The following is a 19,350-nucleotide window of genomic DNA, read 5'->3' on the forward strand; positions in this document are numbered from 1 at the left end:
GCCGCCCATGACGACCAGCGCCATCCCCTCCTCCGACATCCTCGACCGCTTTACCGCCATTGTCGGCGAAAAGAACGCGGTCCGCGACCCGGCGGAAATGGCGCCGCGCCTCGTGGAAAATCGCGGGCTTTATCGCGGCGCCTCGCCGCTGCTCATCAAGCCCGCTTCGGTTGAAGAGGTTGCCGCCATCCTGAAGCTCGCCAGCGAAACCGGCACCGCCATCGTGCCGCAGACCGGCAATACCGGCCTCGTGGGCGGACAGACACCGCGCGCCGAAGGAACGGACATCATCCTGTCGCTGGAGCGCATGAACCGCGTTCGCGATATCGATCCGGTCGCCAATATCATCGTCGCCGATGCCGGCTGCATTCTCGATGACATTCACAAGGCTGCTGATTCTGTGGAGCGGATGTTCCCGCTGTCGCTCGGTTCGCAGGGTTCCTGCCGCATCGGCGGCAATCTCGCCACCAATGCCGGCGGCACGGCGGTGCTCGCCTATGGCAATATGCGCCAGCTCTGCCTTGGGCTTGAAGTGGTGCTGCCGACCGGTGAAATCTGGAACGGGCTGCGTCGGCTGAAAAAAGACAATACGGGTTACGATCTGCGCGATCTCTTCATCGGTTCCGAAGGCACGCTTGGCATCATCACCGGCGCGGTGCTGAAGCTCTTTCCGAAGCCGCTCGGCCATCAGGTGGCCTTTGCGGGGCTCACCTCCACCGAAGACGCGCTGACGCTGTTCGAGATGGCCTCAAACCTCTGCGGCACGGCGCTGACCGGCTTCGAACTCATGCCGCGAATCGGCGTCGAATTCACCGCCCGTCACATTCCCGGCGTGCGCGATCCGCTGGAACAGCCGCATGACTGGTACGCGCTCATCGATATCTCCACCTCCGATTCGGCCGAGACGGCGGATAGCATGATGCAATCGCTGCTGGAGCGCGGTTTTGAGGCCGGGCTGGTTCAGGATGCGGTGATCGCCGCGTCCGAAGCGCAGCGGCAGGCGCTCTGGCATATGCGCGAAAGCATGTCGGAGGCGCAGAAACCCGAAGGCGGCTCGATCAAGCACGATGTTTCCGTGCCCGTTTCGAAAATACCGGAATTCATGGCGACGGCGGAAAAGGCGGTTCTTGCCGCCATCCCGGGCGCCCGCATCTGCGCCTTCGGACATCTGGGCGATGGCAATATTCACTACAATATTTCCCAGCCGGTGGGAGCCGACAAGGCCGAATTCATTGGCCGCTGGCGGGACATGAACGAGATCGTGCATGGCATCGTGCTGTCGCTCGGCGGGTCCATTTCGGCCGAACACGGCATCGGGCAATTAAAGCGCGACGAGCTGGCGGCCATCCGCCCCGGCATCGAAATGGATCTGATGCGGCGCATCAAACACGCTTTCGACCCCGCCGGCATCATGAACCCCGGCAAGGTTCTGGCCGGGTAAAGCGGCCTCAAGCTTAGGCCGTTGGCCGCAACGCCCAGGCGGGCACTATTTCCGCATTCAGCCGACGCGGTTTCTGCGCACCGACAAATTGCGTCAGGCTCATGCCCGATTTCGCAATCGACACCGCATGCTTCTTTGGCAGGAGATACCCATGTTCCAATGGCGGAATACGTCGCAGCATACGGCTGAGGACATTGCGCCGGTGATAGCGCGAGGGCGAAAAGCGGGCCGGCTGTGCACAGATCGCCACATATTCGAGAATCTCGTCGATCCAGCCCGCCTGCGGGCGCGCGCCGGGCTCAATCAGAAGCAGCCAGCCGCCGCGTGCGGACTTTACCACGTCTTCGATGTCCCACTGCCCATAAAAACGGCAGCCGGCGGCATCGGCGACGCGCGACGATCCATCGCGCGAACCGTGATCGAGGATCACAACATCGCTTACAAGCCCTTCCACGGCCCCGGTGACGAGCGCAGACAATGTGTGCGCCAGTTCCGGCTCGTGATCCCGGCATTCCATTATGACTGTCAACATCTGCATAGCTCTAACGCATCGCACAATAAATTGCCACTATGCTCATCGCTGTAAAAATCCAAGGCTGTTCTTGCCCACCCGCCGCACAGTCTCCGGACGGGGCCGCGCCCATCTCTGGAGAACGAGCCGAATTTACAATTTTGTTCTTGTATTGTTCTCATTCCTGATGTAGGAATTTAATCATTCGGAAGGCGGTTGAAAGCCTGTCCGGATGGAAACGGTTTAGGGCGTTGAGCGTGCCTCGAAAGGCGTGCGGCGTCCTGGGAGCATCCAGATGAGAAACCATACGCTTTCGGGGCAGGCTGCCTTCCAGCCAAGCCATATGCCGGATATTGCCGATGCGCTGGCCGATGCATCCGGCCTGCGCATCGAGATCGACCGCCGTCGCGGCCGTGGCGCCGGGCTGAACCCGGATGGGCGCTTCGAGACCCTGCAGCACGAGGTTTTCGACGATGGCTGGCAGACTCTCGAGGACATGCCGGAATTCCGCACCGAGGTGCAGGTGGAAAAGCCGCGCAGCATCATCACCCGCAATGAATCGCCCGACATCCCCTTCGACCGTTCCATCAATCCCTATCGCGGCTGCGAACATGGCTGCATCTATTGTTTCGCCCGTCCCACGCACAGCTATATGGGGCTTTCGGCCGGACTGGATTTCGAAGCGAAGCTCTTCGCCAAGCCGGATGCGGCGAAGTTGCTGGAACGGGAGCTGGCGAAACCGGGCTACAAGCCGCGGGTGATCGCCATCGGCACCAATACCGATCCCTATCAGCCGATCGAGCGCGAATGGCGCATCATGCGGCAGATACTGGAAGTGCTGGCCAAGGCCGATCACCCCGTCGCCATCGTCACCAAATCGGCGCTGATCAAGCGGGATATCGATATTCTCGCGCCCATGGCCAAAAAGGGGCTCGCCAAGGTCGGTATTTCCGTCACCACGCTGGACCGGAAGCTCGCGCGCAACATGGAACCGCGCGCCGCCACGCCGGAGAAGCGGCTGGAAGCCGTCAAGGCGCTGACCGAGGCCGGCATTCCCGTGGCCGTGATGATGGCGCCCGTCATTCCGGCGCTCAACGACCATGAAATCGAGCGTATTCTGGAGGCCGGCAAGGCAGCGGGAGCGACAGAAGCGTCTTATGTGCTTTTGCGGCTGCCGCTGGAGGTGAGCCCTCTCTTCCGCGATTGGCTGCTGCGCAACTATCCGGACCGTTACCGCCATGTCATGTCGCTGGTGCGCTCCATGCGTGACGGCAAAGACTATGACGCGGAATTCGGGAAACGCATGAAGGGCGCCGGCCCCTATGCCTGGCAGATCGGCCGGCGTTTCGAGATGGCGACAAAAAGGCTTGGCCTCATCCGCCGTGGCATCCATCTGCGCGACGATCTCTTCGTGCCGCCGGGCGGTGCAGGTGTGCAATTGTCGCTGCTTTGAAAGACCGAATGCTGAAAAGAACTCCGCCTGATCGAAGCACCATACGGAACGTGCGGCGATATCAGGCAGAATATGACAGGGAGTGGCGGCGTCTTTTACAGACCGGCCACACTCCCACGAAATGCCCGGCGGGTTTTTCCTGGCCTGCCGGACATTGCCCCCGGAACCGCCGCCTCGCGTGCGATCATTTTTCCTCCGCCGCCCCGTTGGAGGATCAAAGGTCATGATGACCTCAGGGGCACGGTGAGCCACGCCCCTTGACCCCGGCTCACCGCGCCTGTCATCGCCCGCTTCCGGGGGCTTGCAGGAGATCGGGTGTGTATGCGAGTTTCGCCGCATGAAACGCACCGCCACACCCGATTCTCCTGCTCTTTTTGATCTTGCCGATACAGGCCCGGACTTCTCGTTCGAACTGGAAGCCAAAAAAAAGGGCCTCTGGCCCGTGGCCGGCACGGATGAAGCAGGCCGGGGGCCACTTGCCGGACCGGTGGTTGCGGCAGCCGTCATTCTCGATCCGGACAATATTCCCAAGGGCATGGACGATTCCAAGAAGTTGACGAAGCAGAAACGGGAAAGCCTGTTCGTCCAGATCATGGAAAGCTCGATCGTATCCGTCGCCTCCTCCGGCCCCGGCCTGATCGACACCATGAATATCCTGCGCGCCAGCCTCGACGCCATGCGCCGCGCCGTGCTGGGCCTCGAAATCTCCCCTGCCCTCGTTTTGGCCGACGGCCGCGACCGCCCGCCGGGCATCGCCTGCGAATCCAGGGCCGTCATCAAGGGCGATTCCCGCTCCCTCTCCATCGCCGCCGCCTCGATCGTCGCCAAGGTGACCCGCGACCGGATGATGGAACGCGCCAGCGTGGTGCACACCTCCTACGGCTTTGAGGGCCATGCCGGTTACGGTACGCCGGCCCATCTACGTGCCATCGAAAGCCACGGGCCTTGTCCGCTGCACCGGATGAGTTTTCGGCCGCTGAAACGAATTGATGACAAGTAAAGGCGTTTCAATCAGAACGTCCGCTGTTGACCCGATCTGGACATCGACGAGCAATTATGCACACCGTAAATCATGTCCCTGACGCAAGACCTTGAGAAAATTCTGGAAACTGCCCTGCCAACCGATCCCAGCTTTCGGAGGATCGAACAGGCGAAAATAGACAGCTGCATTTGTGACACTCGACGATATGCTTTGGAGGGCTCCAAAGAGGCCTTTCTGTTTTCCGCGATGCGCCTGCTCGCACTTCCCGACAACGGACATACACGGCTGATCCCGAACGATTGCATCTCGGTGCTCCCGCTGAGGTTCGTGAGCGTCGGGACGGCGGTGCAGTTAACTGAAACGGCGCTGGAAACAACTGTGCCAGGAGGAGAACTGATAGCAGTCAACGGCACACCTTTGGGCCAAATTGAAGCTGCCGCAGAGAAATTTCTGGCAGGAACGCGCCAGAGGAAAAGGGTCATCGGACCGATTCTTTTTGCATGGCCCAATGCATTGGCCCAACTCGGTTTTTCTTCAGAAGAGAATACGACCGAATATCGCGTGAAAGACGAGAATGGGCGGATATCCGATTTCAAACTGGAGAACGTGCAGACAGTTCCTGCACCGATGCTTTACCCGAGAAACGAGCATGGCAAGGCTGATCCGGCCTGGAAACCCGAGCGATTTGTGGAGATCGAGGACCGGCAGGGGCTTGGGCTTTCAATATCATTGCCAAGTTTCTTCGATCCAAGCGAAACTACGCTGCCGAAAGCCATCTCCGGTGCAGCGGAGCATGTACGCACCTGCCCGAACAAAAAACTCTTGATTGACGTTCGCGGAAACACCGGTGGCGACTTCCTTCAAACGATGCCCTTGATCGACGCCATCTCAGAAAACGCTGGCAGGCAGGTCGCTGTGCTTGTCGACAAATTCACGTTTTCCGCAGCGATAGTGTTTGTAGCCATCCTGAAACATCGTCTGGGAAGCAGGCTCAAACTCGTCGGCGAAGAAATGGGCGACGGGTTAAGTTTTTTTGCCGAGGGAGGGTTGCTCGATTTGCCTGTCAGCGGAGCGGTCGTTCGATACTCATCCGCTTTTCACGATTGGGAGAACGGAACGAGCAACGAAACCACACCGGCTGAGATCGCGCGGCAAATGGTCCCGGCGGGAAAACTGAATATGGATTGGGAATGGGTCGTAAGATCTACTGCTGAGAATGCACAAGGCGCGTTCTATCAACAAGTTCTAAAGAGGCTGAACGATTAGACGAACGGCGGTGCTGTCCACACGACTGACGGTTGCCCCCGCTCGGAAAATGCTTTCAGATACGGAATGGACGTTGAGGCTTTCGGCGCCGAGGAAAGCCTGCCGGAGCGAATGCCGCATTTCCATAATGCAGGCGGCATCCTATTCCTGACCAGCTTTCCAGCTCGAACGAAAAACCCCTCACAGCTTTCGCTGGAGTGTCTCTAAATAGCCTGAGATAAATCTCAGTTCAGCTTCGACTTCACTTCACCAATTGTGGCGGTGAAAAGCTTAGCCTTGGCGGCGGCCGTCATTCTCGAATATTTCCAAGGGGATGGACAATTCAAAGAAGCTGACCCGGCAGAGCGGGAAAGCCTTTTTACGCAGATCACGGAAACCTCAATCGTGTCCGTCGCCTCCTCCTGCCCCGGCCTGATCTAGACAGGTCGAACCCCATAGGTCTCATAAGCGCTCCACATTCTGTCATTCTCGCTGCGTTCGGGAAACAGCTTGTAGCTCGGTGCCCATATGCGGGACACGCTTTCGACCTTGACCGCAATGATATTCCGTATCGGAAAATCCGTACCCGCCATCCGCAGGAGATCGGCACCAAGGGCCTGAAAATCGGAGTCGTCGGCTGCCACTATTCTGGCATTGCCGGTGAGTTTGAACCCTTTCTGTCGAAACACATCCACAAAGCTGACGCAAACTTTCGGGCGGGCGATCGCGTTATGCACACTGTGCGAAGATGCAATGTCAGCGATGACAATATGTTCATCGCCGTGACCGCTGAATATCTCCTTCGGCGTCACGCTGGGCGTGCCGTCATCATCGACTGTCGCCAGCCAGCATAAGACCGAGTTCTGAAGATCGTTTCTGATCGCCTCATTGATTTTCACGCCATTCCTCCCGAACCATGGTTGCTTTAGCCAATATGCTCGCTGATCGCTGGATATATTGTCTTGGCTTCGACGGTAATAAACAAAGCAAGGAGAAGAGCTGCCACACTGGCGGCCAGAAACGCGCCCGAGAAAATCACGCCAGCCTTCAGCGCTCCAACCCCCAACTCCCGTTTCAGCCAGCGAACTTCAGCCTGCGCATACCAGACCGTTGCCAGAGCAATGACGGTGAGGCCGATGGCCAATCCGTATTCGTTCGGCATGGAAGCAAGATCGAACCCGCTCACCAGAACGAGCGAAAACGGTGCAGTGACATAACATTGACTAAAAAACGGGGGTCGCAGGGAATTTCGCGTGATTATCATTGCTTTCCAGCGCAGCAGGGCGACGGCCATACATAATGGATACACACCGAATATGACACCGCGTGCTATAAGAAGGTTCGAACCGGAGCCAAGCTGCCTTGCTGCCGTTGTGGTGTCGTAGACAGACGGGAGTAAGTTGGTGAGAGCCTGTGACGCGAGCAATGTTATCAGCAGAAAAAGAGGCGGGCTCAGTGTGTCGTCATACTGATCTTCGAGTCGATCGGCGAGTTCCGCGTCGGCGTAACGCATCATGCTGAGTGGCGTAACGACGGACCGCCACAGGGTGATCGGATAAAACACCAGCCACGAAACCAACTCGTATAGAAGCTCTTCGAGGGATTTCAGCAGTTTCATGAAATCCAAATTCCGAACTCCCGTTTCGCGATGGTATGAGGTGAATGCTACCAGCGTAAACGGAAACCGTCACTCGTCATCAGACAATCAATCGCGGAAGGCCGGATAAAGCAAAAACCCCTCTCAGCGGACTGGAGGGGTTTCCGATTGCGTTACCAAGAAGGCTTGTGTGCAAAATCTCAGTTCAGCTTCGACTTCACTTCGCCGATCGTGGCGGTGAAAAGCTTGGCCTTTGCGGCGGCGGTGGTCTTCTCCGCCAGTAGCTTCTCGGAAGCGGCAATGGCGATGTCGACGGCAGCGGCGCGGACGGCGCCGATGGCGTCTTCTTCGGCCTGCTTGATCTTCTGTTCCGACAAAGCCGTGCGGCGGGCGACGAATTCTTCCGTCTTCTGCTTGGCTTCTTCGGTCAGCGCTGCGGCTTCGCGTTCAGCGGCGGCAACGATGCCAGCGGCTTCCGCCTCGGCTTCCTTGCGCTTGCGCTGATATTCGGCCAGCAGGTGCTGCGCCTCTTCACGCAGACGCTTGGCTTCGGCCAGCTCGTCCTGAATGTTCCGTGCGCGCTCGTCCAGAGACTTGGCGAACATGCCGGGAACCTTGAGATAGGCGATCAGGACGAAGAAAAGGACGAGACCGACGAGAGCGAAAAATGATGCATCAAACGCCATATCAGGCTCCCTTCACGTTCGAAGCGGCGGCAATCGCAGCCTTCACGTCCGTGTCCTTGACCTTGGCGCCGACCAGCTGGTCGACGATGGCGGTCGCGGTTTCTTCGGCGATTGCGCCGACATCGGCGAAAGCCTGATCCTTGATGCCGGCAATGCGCTTTTCGGCGGCGGCGAGCTTTTCGGCAAGACCGGCTTCGATAGCGGCGCGGTCGGCATCGGCCTTCGCCTTTGCAGCGTCGCGCGCCGCAGCGCCGATGGAGCCTGCCTTGGCGCGGGCTGCCGCGAGTTCTTTTTCATAGGTTTCGACAGCGGCGTCGGCTTCGCTTTTCAGGCGTGCCGCCTCATCGAGATCCTGTGCGATGCGTCCATGACGGTTTTCGAGAATGCCGCCGACGCGCGGAACAATGACTTTCTGCATGAGCAGGTAGAAAAGGCCGAACGTAATCGCCAGCCAGAGAACCTGCGATGCATAAGTGGACTGGTCGAACGGCGGGAATACGCCGGAAGCGCCGTGTTCGGCGCCGTGCGCCACACCGGTTTCCGTGTGCGTGGCTTCCGGTTGCGGCTGGCCGACAGCCGGAGTTTCCGTATGCGTTTCACCTACGGTCGGTGCTGACTGGGCATAAGCCTCGGTCACGAACATGCTCACCTCCAGGGGTACTGCAAATGCGAAGGATCACGGCACGCCAGTTGCGGGCCGTGATCCAGACCTGATGCCGGTATTAAACAGCGAACAGGAGAAGGAGAGCAACGAGCAGCGAGAAGATGCCGAGAGCTTCCGTAACGGCGAAGCCGAATACCAGACGGCCGAACTGGCTGTCGGCAGCAGAGGGGTTGCGCAGTGCGCCGGACAGGTAATCACCGAAGATACGGCCGAGTGCGAGGGACGTACCAGCCATGCCGAGGCATGCGAGACCTGCGCCGATGTACTTTGCTGCTTCCGCTTCCATGTGAGACTCCTTGAGATATTGGTTGTTGCGGCTGTTTTTGACGCCCGTTGCCGGGGCCAGCGACTTTACTTCTCAGTGACCACCATGCACGGCGTCGTTCAGGTACATGCAAGTCAGTACCGCGAAGACATAAGCCTGCAGGAAGGCAACGAGAAATTCGAGAGCGGTCATGGCGACCGTCATGATGAGAGGCAGGACAGCACCGCCGACGCCGAGCGCGCCGAGCGCGCTCATGGAGGCGACGAAGCCTGCGAAAACCTTGAGCGTGATGTGGCCGGCCAGCATGTTCGCAAAAAGACGAACCGAAAGGCTGATCGGGCGCGAGAGGAACGAGATCATTTCAATCGACGCCACAAGCGGCAAAAGCGCCTTGGGCACGCCCGAGGGGGCGAAGATGCCAAAGAAATGCAGGCCATGCTTCCAGAAACCGTAAACCAGGACCGTGCCGATGACGAGGCAGGCGAGCGCGAAGGTAACGATGATCTGGCTGGTGACCGTGAAGAAATACGGGAACATGCCAAGAAGGTTCGCCGTCAGCACGAACATGAACAGCGAGAACACGAATGGGAAGAATACCATGCCCTTTTTGCCGGCGCCTTCGCGCAGCATGGAGGCGATGAATTCATAGGACATTTCGGCAACGGACTGCATGCGCGTCGGGATCAGACCGCGGTTCGACGTTGCGAAATAAAGGAAACCGGAAGCCGCAGCCACGGTCGCGACCATGAAGAGCGACGCATTGGTGAAGGAAAAATCGACGCCGCCAATTTCGATCGGAATGATCGGCTGCACCAAGAACTGATGGGTCGGATCGTTTGCCACCGGCTGCCCTCTTTACCTGTCGCCGCCTGTCGCGGCATCTCAACTGCAAGAAAAAACAGCTTAAACGCCGTCTTTTCCACCCTCGTCTCGCCTGTCCGCCTTTTCCAGCAGCGGCGGCTTGGCCACCGCGCCCGTCGAGCGCAACACATTCAATACGCCTGCGCAGAAACCGAGAAGAAGAAGAACGATCATCCCCCACGGCGTCGTGCCGGCAAAATAGTCCAGAAGATAACCCAGCATAGCGCCGACCACGATGGCCGAAATGAACTCCGATGAGAGCTTGACCGCCATCGCAAAGCCCTTCCGGCTTTCCGCAGCGTTGGTCTCCGCCCTCACTTCCGCCTCATCCTCCGCCTTCACCTTCGCCAACTCATCGGCTAGGCGCTTGCGGCGCTCGTCCAGACTATCGCCACGGTTGCCAGTCATCTTAAAATCCCACCCATTTTCTCCGTTCCAGCCATGCCAGAACCCTTTGGAGTTGTAAACGGTGACGGATTAAGCCTGTTCCAGCCCGCTCTGAAGTCGCGCGCAACATAGTTTTAGGGGCTTCTCTAGTCAAGGCACTGTCGACGGTTGTTTCGACACAAATTAATCATGCAAAAACAACAGCTTGATATCAAATCGCGGTTTGGCGGCGATGTTTCCCCAGGGAATCGGCATTTTTGACACGCAAAATGCGACAAATTGGCGGTGGTATCAGCTCCAGCCGCCGCCATAGGTACGGTAAAACACGTGCAGACCGATCCTGCCGACCTTTTTCATCGTGCGACCCCAGGCGGGACGCACATAAACGGCGTGATAGTGGGTAGCCGATCCCACTTCCTTCAACCAGATTTTGCCAGCCGTTGTGGCCATTGCCACTTCGCGCGCCATTTTCCAGTGGCGTTCGGAATTCACGCGATCCTTGATATTGTCGCAGGCGAAGGAAAACTGGCAGCGGTTGCGCCAGTCCTTGTTCTGGTAAACGACACCGCAGATGGTTTTCGGATAGGCGGGATTGCGCACGCGGTTGAGGATGACCTGTGCGACCGCCGCCTGTCCCTTCACCGATTCTCCGCGCGCCTCGAAATAGATGCCGGAGGCGAGGCATTGTTGTTCGGCTGCCGAAAATACGGCGGCGGGCAACGGGGTGGCCGCCCAGGCGTGGTCACCCTCGGCGATTTGCGGTACGAAACGGCCGGCGTCGGGCTTTTTGAGAATGGCGTCGAAGGGCGACTCGCGGGCGAAATCCGGTTCGGCCGGTGCATAGGCCGTGGCCAGAATATCCGGCGTACGATTGGTGATGAGTTCGGCCAGCATCGGCGAGACGCTTCTGTCCGCCTTCTTTTCCTCGCGACGGAAATAGAAGGAGGCGAGTTCCACATCCTTGCCACGCTTCGGTTTGACGAAAGCGGTGCGGTCCTTACGCTTCAGCGGCTCAATATCCAGCATGCTGGTGCGCTGCAAGACGGAACCGGCGGTGAAGGCCTTGGGCGGCTGCATGATTTCGGTGGCGACGACACGACCCTTCTTGGCGGCGCGGTTAACGCGCTCGCTGTCGGGCGTCGTTGCCTCGCCCTTCTTGTTGGTGACGAAAGCGACCTTGCTGCCATTGGGCAGGGTCATGCCGCCGCCGTGCAGCGCCGCCTCCCCTGCGGCATCGTTGAAGGTGAGCGAGGCATTGTGCACCGAGCCCGCCGGAGAGGCCGTCAGCACCATGCGCCATTGCTCGCCGCCATTATCCAGACCGGCCAGAAGCGAGGCCAGATCCGCGCGCGCAGCGAGGGAGGGAAAAACGAGCCAGGCGGCAAGGCCGAAGACGACGGGCGAGGTCCATTTTGACGCCCACGCCTCACGGGACACGGGGGACCGACGACGCATTACTCTTTTCGAACGCAAAACCAGCACTCCGAACACCGACAACCAAATTTGCTACAGGTGTTCGAGAATCTCTTATTAACCTTGATGCTTGGTTAACGCCGCGCGCGGACGCGGATTCACGTTAATGTGTAACCATCTTCTAATGGTCACACGACGACGTGCGAACCCAGTTCCACCACGCGGTTGGCCGGAAGGCGGAAATAATCCGAGGGATCGGCGGCGGTTTCGGCGAGCGCGATGAACAGGCGGTTCTGCCAGCCCGGCATGCCGGATTTCGGATCCGGCACAAGCTTGCGACGGCCGAGGTAAAACGAGGTCGACATGATGTCGAACTTGTAGCCGGTGCGTCTCAGATAGCCCAGCGCCTGGGTGACATTCTGCGTCTCCATAAAGCCGAAATGCAGTTCGACCACGGCAAAACGGTCGCTCAGCTTCGTCAGCGTATAACGCTCTTCGGGGTGGACGCGCGGCTGGTCCTCGGTGCGGATCGTCAGGATGACGTTCTTGTCGTGAAGGACGTGGTTATGTTTTAGATTGTGCAGCAGCGCCGCCGGCGCCGTCTCGGGATCGCCGGTGAGGAAGATTGCCGTGCCGGGCACACGCACCGGCGCATGGGCGCTTTCCTTTTCCACCGAGGCGACGAAGGCCTTTAGCGGCACATCGATGCGGCGGGTCTTGGCAAAGAGTATCTTTGAGCCGCGCTGCCATGTGGTCATGATGATGGTGAAGGCGATGGCCAACAGCACCGGCACATAACCGCCGTCGTGGATCTTCAGGAGGTTCGCTCCGAGGAAGATCAGTTCCAGCAACAGAAGCGGCGTCAGCACCGCAAGCGCCAGCCAGATCGACCATTTCCAGCGCTTGCGCACGAATTCGAAGAACATCAGGCTGGTGACGACCATCGCGCCGGTCACGGAAATACCGTAGGCGGTGGCAAGCGCATCCGAACTCTTGAAGGTGATGACCAGTGCAACGACGCCGAACAAGAGGATGGTGTTGACGGCCGGAAGGTAAATCTGCCCCGTATTGGTTTCCGAGGTGAAGAGGATTTCCATGCGCGGCAGATAACCGAGATGGATCGCCTGGCGCACGAGCGAAAACGCGCCTGTTATGACCGCCTGGCTGGCGATGATGGTGGCGGCGGTTGCCAGAATGACGGCCGGCAGGATCGCCCATTGCGGGAACATCAGATAGAAGGGATTGGACATCGCCGCCGGGTCTTTCAGCACCAGCGCGCCCTGCCCGAGATAATTCAGCGTCAATGCCGGGAAAACCAGACAGAACCACGCCCACTGGATGGGACGACGGCCGAAATGGCCGAGATCGGCATAAAGCGCTTCCGCCCCGGTGATCGTCAGGAAGACCGCGCCGAGCACGACGACGCCGTAGAAACCTTCATTGGCCAGAAATTCCACCGCATGCCACGGATTGAAGGCGAAGAGGATGCTGAAATCATCGGCGATATGAAGAAGACCGGCCAGACCCATGACGATGAACCAGACGGCGGTGATCGGCCCGAAGAATTTCGCCACCGTGCCCGTGCCGTGGGACTGGATGGCGAAGAGGCCGATGAGGATGCCGACGGAAATCGGAATGATGAAGGCGTCCATTTCCGGCGTGACGAGCTTCAGGCCCTCCACCGCCGAAAGCACCGAAAGCGCCGGCGTGATCATGGCGTCGCCCAGAAACAACGCCGCGCCGATGAGGCCGAGCACGATGAGAACGCTGCGGTGGGTGCCCGCCGTCTTCATCAGCAGCGCCAGCAGCGAGAGCGTTCCGCCCTCGCCGTCATTGTCGGTACGCAGAAGAAGCGTGATGTATTTGAACGTCACGATGATCGTCAAAGCCCAGATCATCAGGGATGTGAGGCCGATGACTTCTTCCTGCGTCACGCCGTCATAGGCGATCGGCCGAAGGGCTTCGCGGAAGGCGTAGAGCGGGCTGGTGCCGATATCACCATAGACGACGCCGATGGAACCAAGGATCGCGGCATAAAGCCCTTTGTTCTGATGCTTGTCATCCGCATCCGGTTTCTCGGCAACGTCCTTGTCGACGATTTGAGACATGATGATCCTGGCTCCTCAGAGCCAGCCCTTCCAACGAAAAAAGAGAAACGGAATGATCGCGGACATCACCATGACGATCAGCGCAAGAGGATAACCAAAAGTCCAGTTCAACTCCGGCATAAGCTGAAAGTTCATTCCGTAAATGGAGGCCACCAGCGTGGGTGGCAGGAACACCACCGACGCGATGGAAAAAATCTTGATGATGCCGTTCTGCTCGATATTGATGATGCCGAGCGAGGCGTCCAAGAGAAAGGTCAGATTGCCGGAAACGAAGGAGGCATGTTCATTCAGCGACTGGATATCGCGCCCGATCGACTTGCCCTGTTCCCGCGCGCCCTTGTCCTCGCGCATCTGATCGCTGGTGGACAGAAAGGTCTGAAGGCGCGCCAGCGATGCAAGGCTCACGCGGACCTTCGATATCAGCCGGTGATAGGCGGCGATGTTTCCGAGGCGGTCTTCGAGATAGCGCGGCGCCTTGCGTTTGGAACGAGCCTGGCTGCCGAGAATATCGGCGGCGAGATTGTCGATCCCCGTAACCGAGTTTTCGAGAATCTCCGCCGTGCGGTCGACGATGGTTTCGAGCAGCTTCAGGAGCAGCGCCGCGCCGCTGCGCATCTCATGCGGAACGCGCGTGATGGCGGCGGTGAAGAGATGGAAGGATTTCGGCTCGGCGTAACGGATTGTCACCAGACGCTTGCCGGCAAGGATAAAGGCGACGTCGGTGAGGCGGGGGTCGTCCGAATCCGCCTTCCACACCAGAGAGGCGGTCATGAAGACATTACCGTCTTCCATATAAAGCCGACTGGAAGGTTCGATATCCTTCAGATCCTCGCGGGTGGGCAGATCGAGCCCCAGCAGCTTTTCCACATGTTGCTCTTCCGCCCTGTCCGGATTGACGAGATCGATCCAGACGATATCGTCGGGGACCTGTCCGGAGCCGTCGTCTGACGACAGGCTGATCGCCTCGCAATTGGCGCGATAGGCTTTTATCAATCCGTTTCTCCGCTCCACATTGCAGGCTTCAGCCGCAATGCTGCTTAACATATCCTGTTTGCGCTCGGCAAACCTTTGGACGACACTTCAGGGACCGTCGGAACAGGCGGGATTTTGACAATCTCGCCGGCCCGATGGACCAAGAGCCAAACGGCGCAGGCGTATGCGCCCAAAGCGAGATGCAATCAAGCAATATTTTTTCGCGACAGCATTGCAGGCGCAGCATTTCTAGATCTCAAATCCGGAAATGCTTTCGGATACTTCCGTTTAATCTCATGTTTTCAAACGACTATCAAGGAAGGGGAAACCCTGTCCGGCTTTGCTCCATGGCTGGAGCGTTATTCGAAAACAATCCTCGGGGCGGCTTTTTGCTCGCTCGCACCGATGCGCGCCCAGACTTTTTGCGCGATATCGCGGTAGACTGCGGCCTGCGGGCCATCGGGTTCTGCGGCGACGACCGGCGTTCCGGCATCTGACATTTCGCGGATGGATATGGTGAGCGGCACTTCGCCGAGAAACGGAACGCCGATCCTTTCCGCTTCAGCCTTCGCGCCGCCATGACCGAAAATATCGTAACGCACACCGGTATCGGGCGCGATGAAATAGCTCATATTCTCGATGACGCCCAGCAGCGGTACTTCCACCTTGCGGAACATGGTGACGCCCTTGCGCGCATCGGAGAGCGCCAGATCCTGCGGCGTGGAAACGATGACGGCGCCGGCGAGCGGCACCTGCTGGGCGATGGTAAGCTGCGCATCGCCGGTGCCGGGCGGCATGTCCAGCACCAGCACGTCCAGTTCGCCCCAGGCCACTTCGCGCAGCATCTGCATCAGGGCGGACTGCACCATCGGCCCGCGCCAGATCATCGCGGCTTCCTCATCCACCAGAAAGCCCATGGACATGACTTTCAGTCCATAATTCTCCATGGGGAGGATGATGCGGTCTTCCTGTTGCTTCGGACGGCCGGAAATTTTCAGCAGCCGCGGCAGCGAGGGGCCATAAATATCGGCGTCGAGCATGCCGACCTTGAGGCCGAGCGACTGGAGGCCGAGCGCCAGATTGACGGCGGTCGTCGACTTGCCCACCCCGCCCTTGCCCGAGGCCACGGCGATGATGGATTTGACCCCCGGCACGCCGACCTTTGACGAGCCGGGCTGAGTGGTCGGGCGGCCGGCTGCGGCGGCGGGGCGCGCCGGTGCGGGCTGCTGCTGGCCGGGCTTGCGGTCGGCCGTCAGCGCCACGACCGCGCCGACGATGCCCTCAACGCCCTTGGCCGCCTGTTCGGCGGCAAGCCGCAGCGGCTCCATCGCCGCAGCCCTGTCGGCCGGGACGGTGATCGAGAAATAGGCCTTCGCATCGGCGATGAAAATTTCCGAGACCATGCCGAGTGCGACGATGCTCTTGCCGCTGCCGGGATAGACCACCGCTTCCAGCGCCTTTTCCACCTGGCTCCTGCTGACATCTGCCATATTCCTGCTCCGCTTCATCATCCGACCGGGTATTGCGTGCCATCCATAGACAAGCCGGAGCGCTTCGCCAATGCCAAAGCGCGACAACAGTCAGGCATTCGCGACGATTTGACGCTGCGGCTTCAGATTTCGTCGTCCATCTCCAGGGTTTCCGGATCGAAAACATGACCGTCGAAAAAGCAGTCGGGGCCCAGCACCAGACCCGTGCGCGATGCGCCGACATGAACAGGCTCACGCAACGTGCCCTCAAGCTTCAGATTTGCGCCCGGCACCGGCGCGAAAAGCGGCTTCATCGCTTTGCGGAAAATATCCGGCCGGTAGGCGTTACGGGCCGCCTCCACCATGGCGGGATCGAACCGGTAATCGGCGGAAATCTCGCCCCAGCGCAGCATCTGGCTGAAAAACCAGAGGGCCTGGCTCTGCCATGGAAAATTGGCGGCCTTGGCGCTCGTCACGAAAAATTCCTGAAAGCGCTGCATGTCCTTCTGCGAGGTGGAAATATAGCCCGTCAGCGCCGGCAGCAGGAATTCACCGTTCTCATCCATATATTGAGGAGCGGCGAGGATGCCGGCCAGTTCCTCGATATTGGCGGTATTGGCGCACCATTCGCCGGCGCGGTAGAGCGCGCGCAGCAGCCCTTCCAGTAGGGCTGGGTTTTCTTCCGCCCAGTGCTTCTTCGCAGCCAGCATCTTTTCGGGCGCATTGCGCCAGATCAACGCCCCGGTGGTGACGATACGCCCCGCGCCGCCGAGCACCACGGCGCTGCCCGCCGGCTCGGCGGTACAGAGTGCATCGACCTTGCCGCTTTCCAGGAGCGCCGGCATGGCCTTCGGCACGGCCTCGACGATTTCCATATCCCGGCCGAGCAGCACGCCGCAGCTTCCGAGCAGGTAACGCAGGGTATAAAAAGGCGTGGAGACGATATCTTCCACCGCAAAGACCGGCGGATTTCCACCCGCCGCCCGGCGCGCGGCGCAGACACGGGCCATGGCGCGTCCAAAAGCCGCCGGGTCCGGTAACTTCAGCCCTTCGCGGTAGAGCTCGTCATAAAATCCGTGGGAAACGGTCGTCGCCGATCCGCCGAGGGAAAGCGTGAAAACGCCGACAATATCGGCCGGCAGATCGTCGAGGCCGACAGCCGAGCCGACCGGAACCGGGGCGGGCAGGTGCGCGACGTGAACGCCATCCTCGCCAAGCGCCGCAAGCACGGCGCGGGCGGACTGTTTTCGGAAAAGTTCAAGTTCTATGCCTTCATCGGCAGCAAAGCCTTTTTCGGCAGCGGCTATCAGCACGGCGCAATCGATAGTCGGAGAAAATCCTGCTTTTACCCTATGCCGTTCCGGCAAACGATTTCTCCTTTCCGGTGATTCGAAAAGAGGATCGCCCAGGAAACGGTTTATCACAATGATAAAATTACGGTTTCGCTATTTTATCAGGCCGACCCGCAGCGCTTTTGCGACGGCCTGGGTGCGGTTGACCGTGTCGAGTTTTTTCGTCGCGCGGTTCAGGTAATGATTGATGGTATGTTCCGACAGCATCATGATTTCAGCGATTTCGGCGCTGGTCTTGCCAGCGGCGGTCCAGTTCAGGCAGTCGATCTCCCGCTCGCTCAGTGTTTCGGGGACCCTGAGATCGAGCCGGCGGATTTCAGACAGCCGGGCGAAGACATGGCTGGAAATATATAAAAGCTCGGCAAGCCGGACGGTGGGTACGACCGTCTTGTTGCCGGAAAAAGATACCGCGCCGCGTCGCATGGTAATGTCGTGAACGGGAAACCAGACCGAGTTGATCATCTCGAAACGTTCTAAAAGGTTGATCACGGTTTTCCTGGCGATTTCTCCCTCACCTCCGACCAGAAAATCCATTGAGACGGAAAAAGGAACGGTCGATTTTTTCAACTGCGCCATCACCCGGCTGTTTTGCAGCATGCCCTCTTCATCGTAACGCTGCAGAAGCTCCGCCGGCCAGCTGGTGATGATCGTATATTGCGACAATTCGCTCGCCGCTTCCGACGACAGGTCAAGAACCATGAAAGCCCTGAATTCCCAGGCTTCCGTCAGCCGTTTCAGGAACCGGAATATATCGAATTGCGTGTTCAGACCGGCGATCTCGCGAACGCAATCAACACCAATCGACTGAACGGCGGCCGCCTCTGTTTTTTGCATCAAAGCTGTTCTTCGAGAATGAGAAAATGCCGCCGCAAAGGCCTGCCCTTGCCCGGAAATTGTTGCGGATGTTACTCACCAAATCGATTCATGCAAACGAAAGTTGAAAACTTAATTCAGAATAGTCGAAAATAATATTGAACGTGTCTGAATGGGTGCAAGGCCGGCAGTTTCACCCTGCAAAATCCACGGGCCGGAAATCCTCGTTTTCCTCAACCATCCGCCACCGGGGATAATCTGCACGCAAGATCGTCGGAAATTCTGTCGGCGGTCTCGCGCACCAGGGGGGCCCATTTGCGAAGCTGCTCCACATCCACGCGATAGGCCGGACCGGTAACGGAAATCGCCGCGCAAAAATTGCGGCCGGGCGCCCGAACCGGGGCTGCGACGCAGTGAATTCCGATCTCGTGCTCCTGAAGGTCGAAACCGTAGCCGTTGTCTCGAATTGTCGCCACTTCCCCCATAAGCCCTTCCGACGTCGTGACCGTGCTTTCCGTGAAGCGATGAAAATCCAGTTCCGCGGCCAGCTGCGCCAGATCGTTGGCGGGGAGCAGCGACAGCGCCGCCTTGCCCACGCCGGTGCAATAGGCTGGGGAGGTTTTGCCGACCTGCGAATGCATGCGCAATGTGTGCCGGCCCTCCATCTTGTCCAGATAGGTCACCTGTCCGCCGTTCAGAACGGCGAGATGCACCGACTCCTGCGTTAATTCCTGCAGGGCCGCCAGATGGGGGGCCGCGACGCTGCGCAGGTCGTTGCCGCTCCAGGCTTTCGCGGCCAGTTGCAGCAACCTCAGCCCCACGGCATAGGTCTGATCGGCAGCGTGATCGACAAGGCCTTCGGCAACGAGATGGGCGAGCTGGCGGTGAACCGTGCCGCGCGGCTGGCCACAGGCTTCGACCACATCGGTAAAGCGCATCGGTTTTTCAGCAAAGGCGATCAGCTCCAGCAGCGAGACAGCTTTGCCGAGCGTGCCCGTCTCAACGCCGGCCTTCCGCTGCGCCATTGGAACCGCATCAGGCTTTTGACCATTGGGCTTTTTATTATCGGGCATGGCAACATCCACCGTCATCTGCCTTGACATAAGCGTGACGCCAAGAGAATAATTCCAT

At 59.1% G+C, this 19,350-nt stretch carries 19 protein-coding genes and 1 pseudogene; 4 read left to right on the forward strand and 16 right to left on the reverse strand.

Features of this window, described 5'->3' with window-relative positions:
• The first annotated feature begins 7 nt into the window (after positions 1 to 7).
• The gene (locus tag AGR1_RS09965) at positions 8 to 1,441 is read left to right on the forward strand and encodes an FAD-binding oxidoreductase (protein ID WP_149146824.1); all 1,434 of its coding nucleotides are present in this window, start codon (positions 8 to 10) and stop codon (positions 1,439 to 1,441) included.
• Between the two features lie 13 nt (positions 1,442 to 1,454).
• Here AGR1_RS09965 and AGR1_RS09970 read toward each other — a convergent pair whose 3' ends face one another.
• Entirely contained in the window at positions 1,455 to 1,973 is a 519-nt protein-coding gene (locus AGR1_RS09970) for a glycosyl transferase (RefSeq protein WP_080793164.1), read from the reverse strand.
• Between the two features lie 274 nt (positions 1,974 to 2,247).
• Here AGR1_RS09970 and AGR1_RS09975 point away from each other — a divergent pair, with 274 nt between their 5' ends.
• The 3 genes from AGR1_RS09975 to AGR1_RS09985 all read left to right on the forward strand — a co-directional run bounded on the left by AGR1_RS09975 (position 2,248) and on the right by AGR1_RS09985 (position 5,653).
• Complete coding sequence (locus AGR1_RS09975) at positions 2,248 to 3,405, forward strand: PA0069 family radical SAM protein (protein ID WP_187772104.1); 1,158 nt, start codon at positions 2,248 to 2,250, stop codon at positions 3,403 to 3,405.
• Positions 3,406 to 3,742: 337 nt separating this feature from the next.
• Positions 3,743 to 4,405, forward strand: a complete 663-nt coding sequence (locus tag AGR1_RS09980) for a ribonuclease HII (protein WP_149146825.1) — start codon at positions 3,743 to 3,745, stop codon at positions 4,403 to 4,405.
• 72 nt (positions 4,406 to 4,477) lie between these two features.
• A complete protein-coding gene (locus tag AGR1_RS09985) occupies positions 4,478 to 5,653 on the forward strand; it encodes a peptidase S41 (protein ID WP_149146826.1) in 1,176 nt (391 codons plus the stop codon).
• A 224-nt stretch (positions 5,654 to 5,877) separates the two neighbouring features.
• Here AGR1_RS09985 and AGR1_RS30150 read toward each other — a convergent pair.
• The 15 genes and pseudogenes from AGR1_RS30150 to AGR1_RS10065 form a co-directional block, all read right to left on the reverse strand.
• Positions 5,878 to 5,949 (reverse strand): annotated as a pseudogene (locus AGR1_RS30150) (ATP F0F1 synthase subunit B); the annotation flags it as partial.
• Between the two features lie 120 nt (positions 5,950 to 6,069).
• Positions 6,070 to 6,531 (reverse strand): pyridoxamine 5'-phosphate oxidase family protein, encoded by a 462-nt coding sequence (locus tag AGR1_RS10000; RefSeq protein WP_149146827.1) that lies wholly within the window; start codon positions 6,529 to 6,531, stop codon positions 6,070 to 6,072.
• A 26-nt stretch (positions 6,532 to 6,557) separates the two neighbouring features.
• A complete protein-coding gene (locus AGR1_RS10005; protein ID WP_246669637.1) occupies positions 6,558 to 7,250 on the reverse strand; it encodes a permease in 693 nt (230 codons plus the stop codon).
• A gap of 179 nt (positions 7,251 to 7,429) precedes the next feature.
• Positions 7,430 to 7,915, reverse strand: a complete 486-nt coding sequence (locus tag AGR1_RS10010) for a F0F1 ATP synthase subunit B (protein ID WP_080791260.1) — start codon at positions 7,913 to 7,915, stop codon at positions 7,430 to 7,432.
• Position 7,916: 1 nt separating this feature from the next.
• Positions 7,917 to 8,558: a F0F1 ATP synthase subunit B gene (locus AGR1_RS10015; protein WP_080791261.1), complete on the reverse strand. Its 642-nt coding sequence runs from the start codon at positions 8,556 to 8,558 to the stop codon at positions 7,917 to 7,919.
• Between the two features lie 79 nt (positions 8,559 to 8,637).
• A complete protein-coding gene (locus AGR1_RS10020) occupies positions 8,638 to 8,865 on the reverse strand; it encodes a F0F1 ATP synthase subunit C (protein WP_003494147.1) in 228 nt (75 codons plus the stop codon).
• A gap of 72 nt (positions 8,866 to 8,937) precedes the next feature.
• Positions 8,938 to 9,687 carry a F0F1 ATP synthase subunit A gene (locus tag AGR1_RS10025; protein ID WP_003521045.1) on the reverse strand — a complete coding sequence of 250 codons (750 nt, stop codon included), beginning with the start codon at positions 9,685 to 9,687 and terminating at the stop codon, positions 8,938 to 8,940.
• A 60-nt stretch (positions 9,688 to 9,747) separates the two neighbouring features.
• Positions 9,748 to 10,113, reverse strand: coding sequence for an AtpZ/AtpI family protein (locus tag AGR1_RS10030; RefSeq protein ID WP_080791262.1), 366 nt, complete (start codon positions 10,111 to 10,113; stop codon positions 9,748 to 9,750).
• Between the two features lie 270 nt (positions 10,114 to 10,383).
• Positions 10,384 to 11,547: a cell wall hydrolase gene (locus AGR1_RS10035; RefSeq protein WP_162927416.1), complete on the reverse strand. Its 1,164-nt coding sequence runs from the start codon at positions 11,545 to 11,547 to the stop codon at positions 10,384 to 10,386.
• Between the two features lie 146 nt (positions 11,548 to 11,693).
• The gene (locus AGR1_RS10040) at positions 11,694 to 13,613 is read right to left on the reverse strand and encodes a potassium transporter Kup (protein ID WP_149146829.1); all 1,920 of its coding nucleotides are present in this window, start codon (positions 13,611 to 13,613) and stop codon (positions 11,694 to 11,696) included.
• A gap of 15 nt (positions 13,614 to 13,628) precedes the next feature.
• Positions 13,629 to 14,606 (reverse strand): magnesium transporter CorA family protein, encoded by a 978-nt coding sequence (locus AGR1_RS10045; protein ID WP_162927417.1) that lies wholly within the window; start codon positions 14,604 to 14,606, stop codon positions 13,629 to 13,631.
• A gap of 338 nt (positions 14,607 to 14,944) precedes the next feature.
• On the reverse strand, positions 14,945 to 16,075 hold the full coding sequence (locus AGR1_RS10050; protein WP_149146830.1) for an Mrp/NBP35 family ATP-binding protein: 1,131 nt from the start codon (positions 16,073 to 16,075) through the stop codon (positions 14,945 to 14,947).
• A gap of 122 nt (positions 16,076 to 16,197) precedes the next feature.
• Positions 16,198 to 17,421, reverse strand: a complete 1,224-nt coding sequence (locus AGR1_RS10055; protein WP_149146831.1) for a CmpA/NrtA family ABC transporter substrate-binding protein — start codon at positions 17,419 to 17,421, stop codon at positions 16,198 to 16,200.
• 78 nt (positions 17,422 to 17,499) lie between these two features.
• The gene (locus tag AGR1_RS10060; protein WP_149146832.1) at positions 17,500 to 18,240 is read right to left on the reverse strand and encodes a LuxR family transcriptional regulator; all 741 of its coding nucleotides are present in this window, start codon (positions 18,238 to 18,240) and stop codon (positions 17,500 to 17,502) included.
• Between the two features lie 212 nt (positions 18,241 to 18,452).
• Entirely contained in the window at positions 18,453 to 19,322 is an 870-nt protein-coding gene (locus AGR1_RS10065; RefSeq protein ID WP_187772105.1) for an IclR family transcriptional regulator, read from the reverse strand.
• Positions 19,323 to 19,350: the final 28 nt, after the last annotated feature.

The organism is Agrobacterium sp. B1(2019), from assembly GCF_008274755.1.
GTDB classification, from domain to species: domain Bacteria; phylum Pseudomonadota; class Alphaproteobacteria; order Rhizobiales; family Rhizobiaceae; genus Agrobacterium; species Agrobacterium salinitolerans.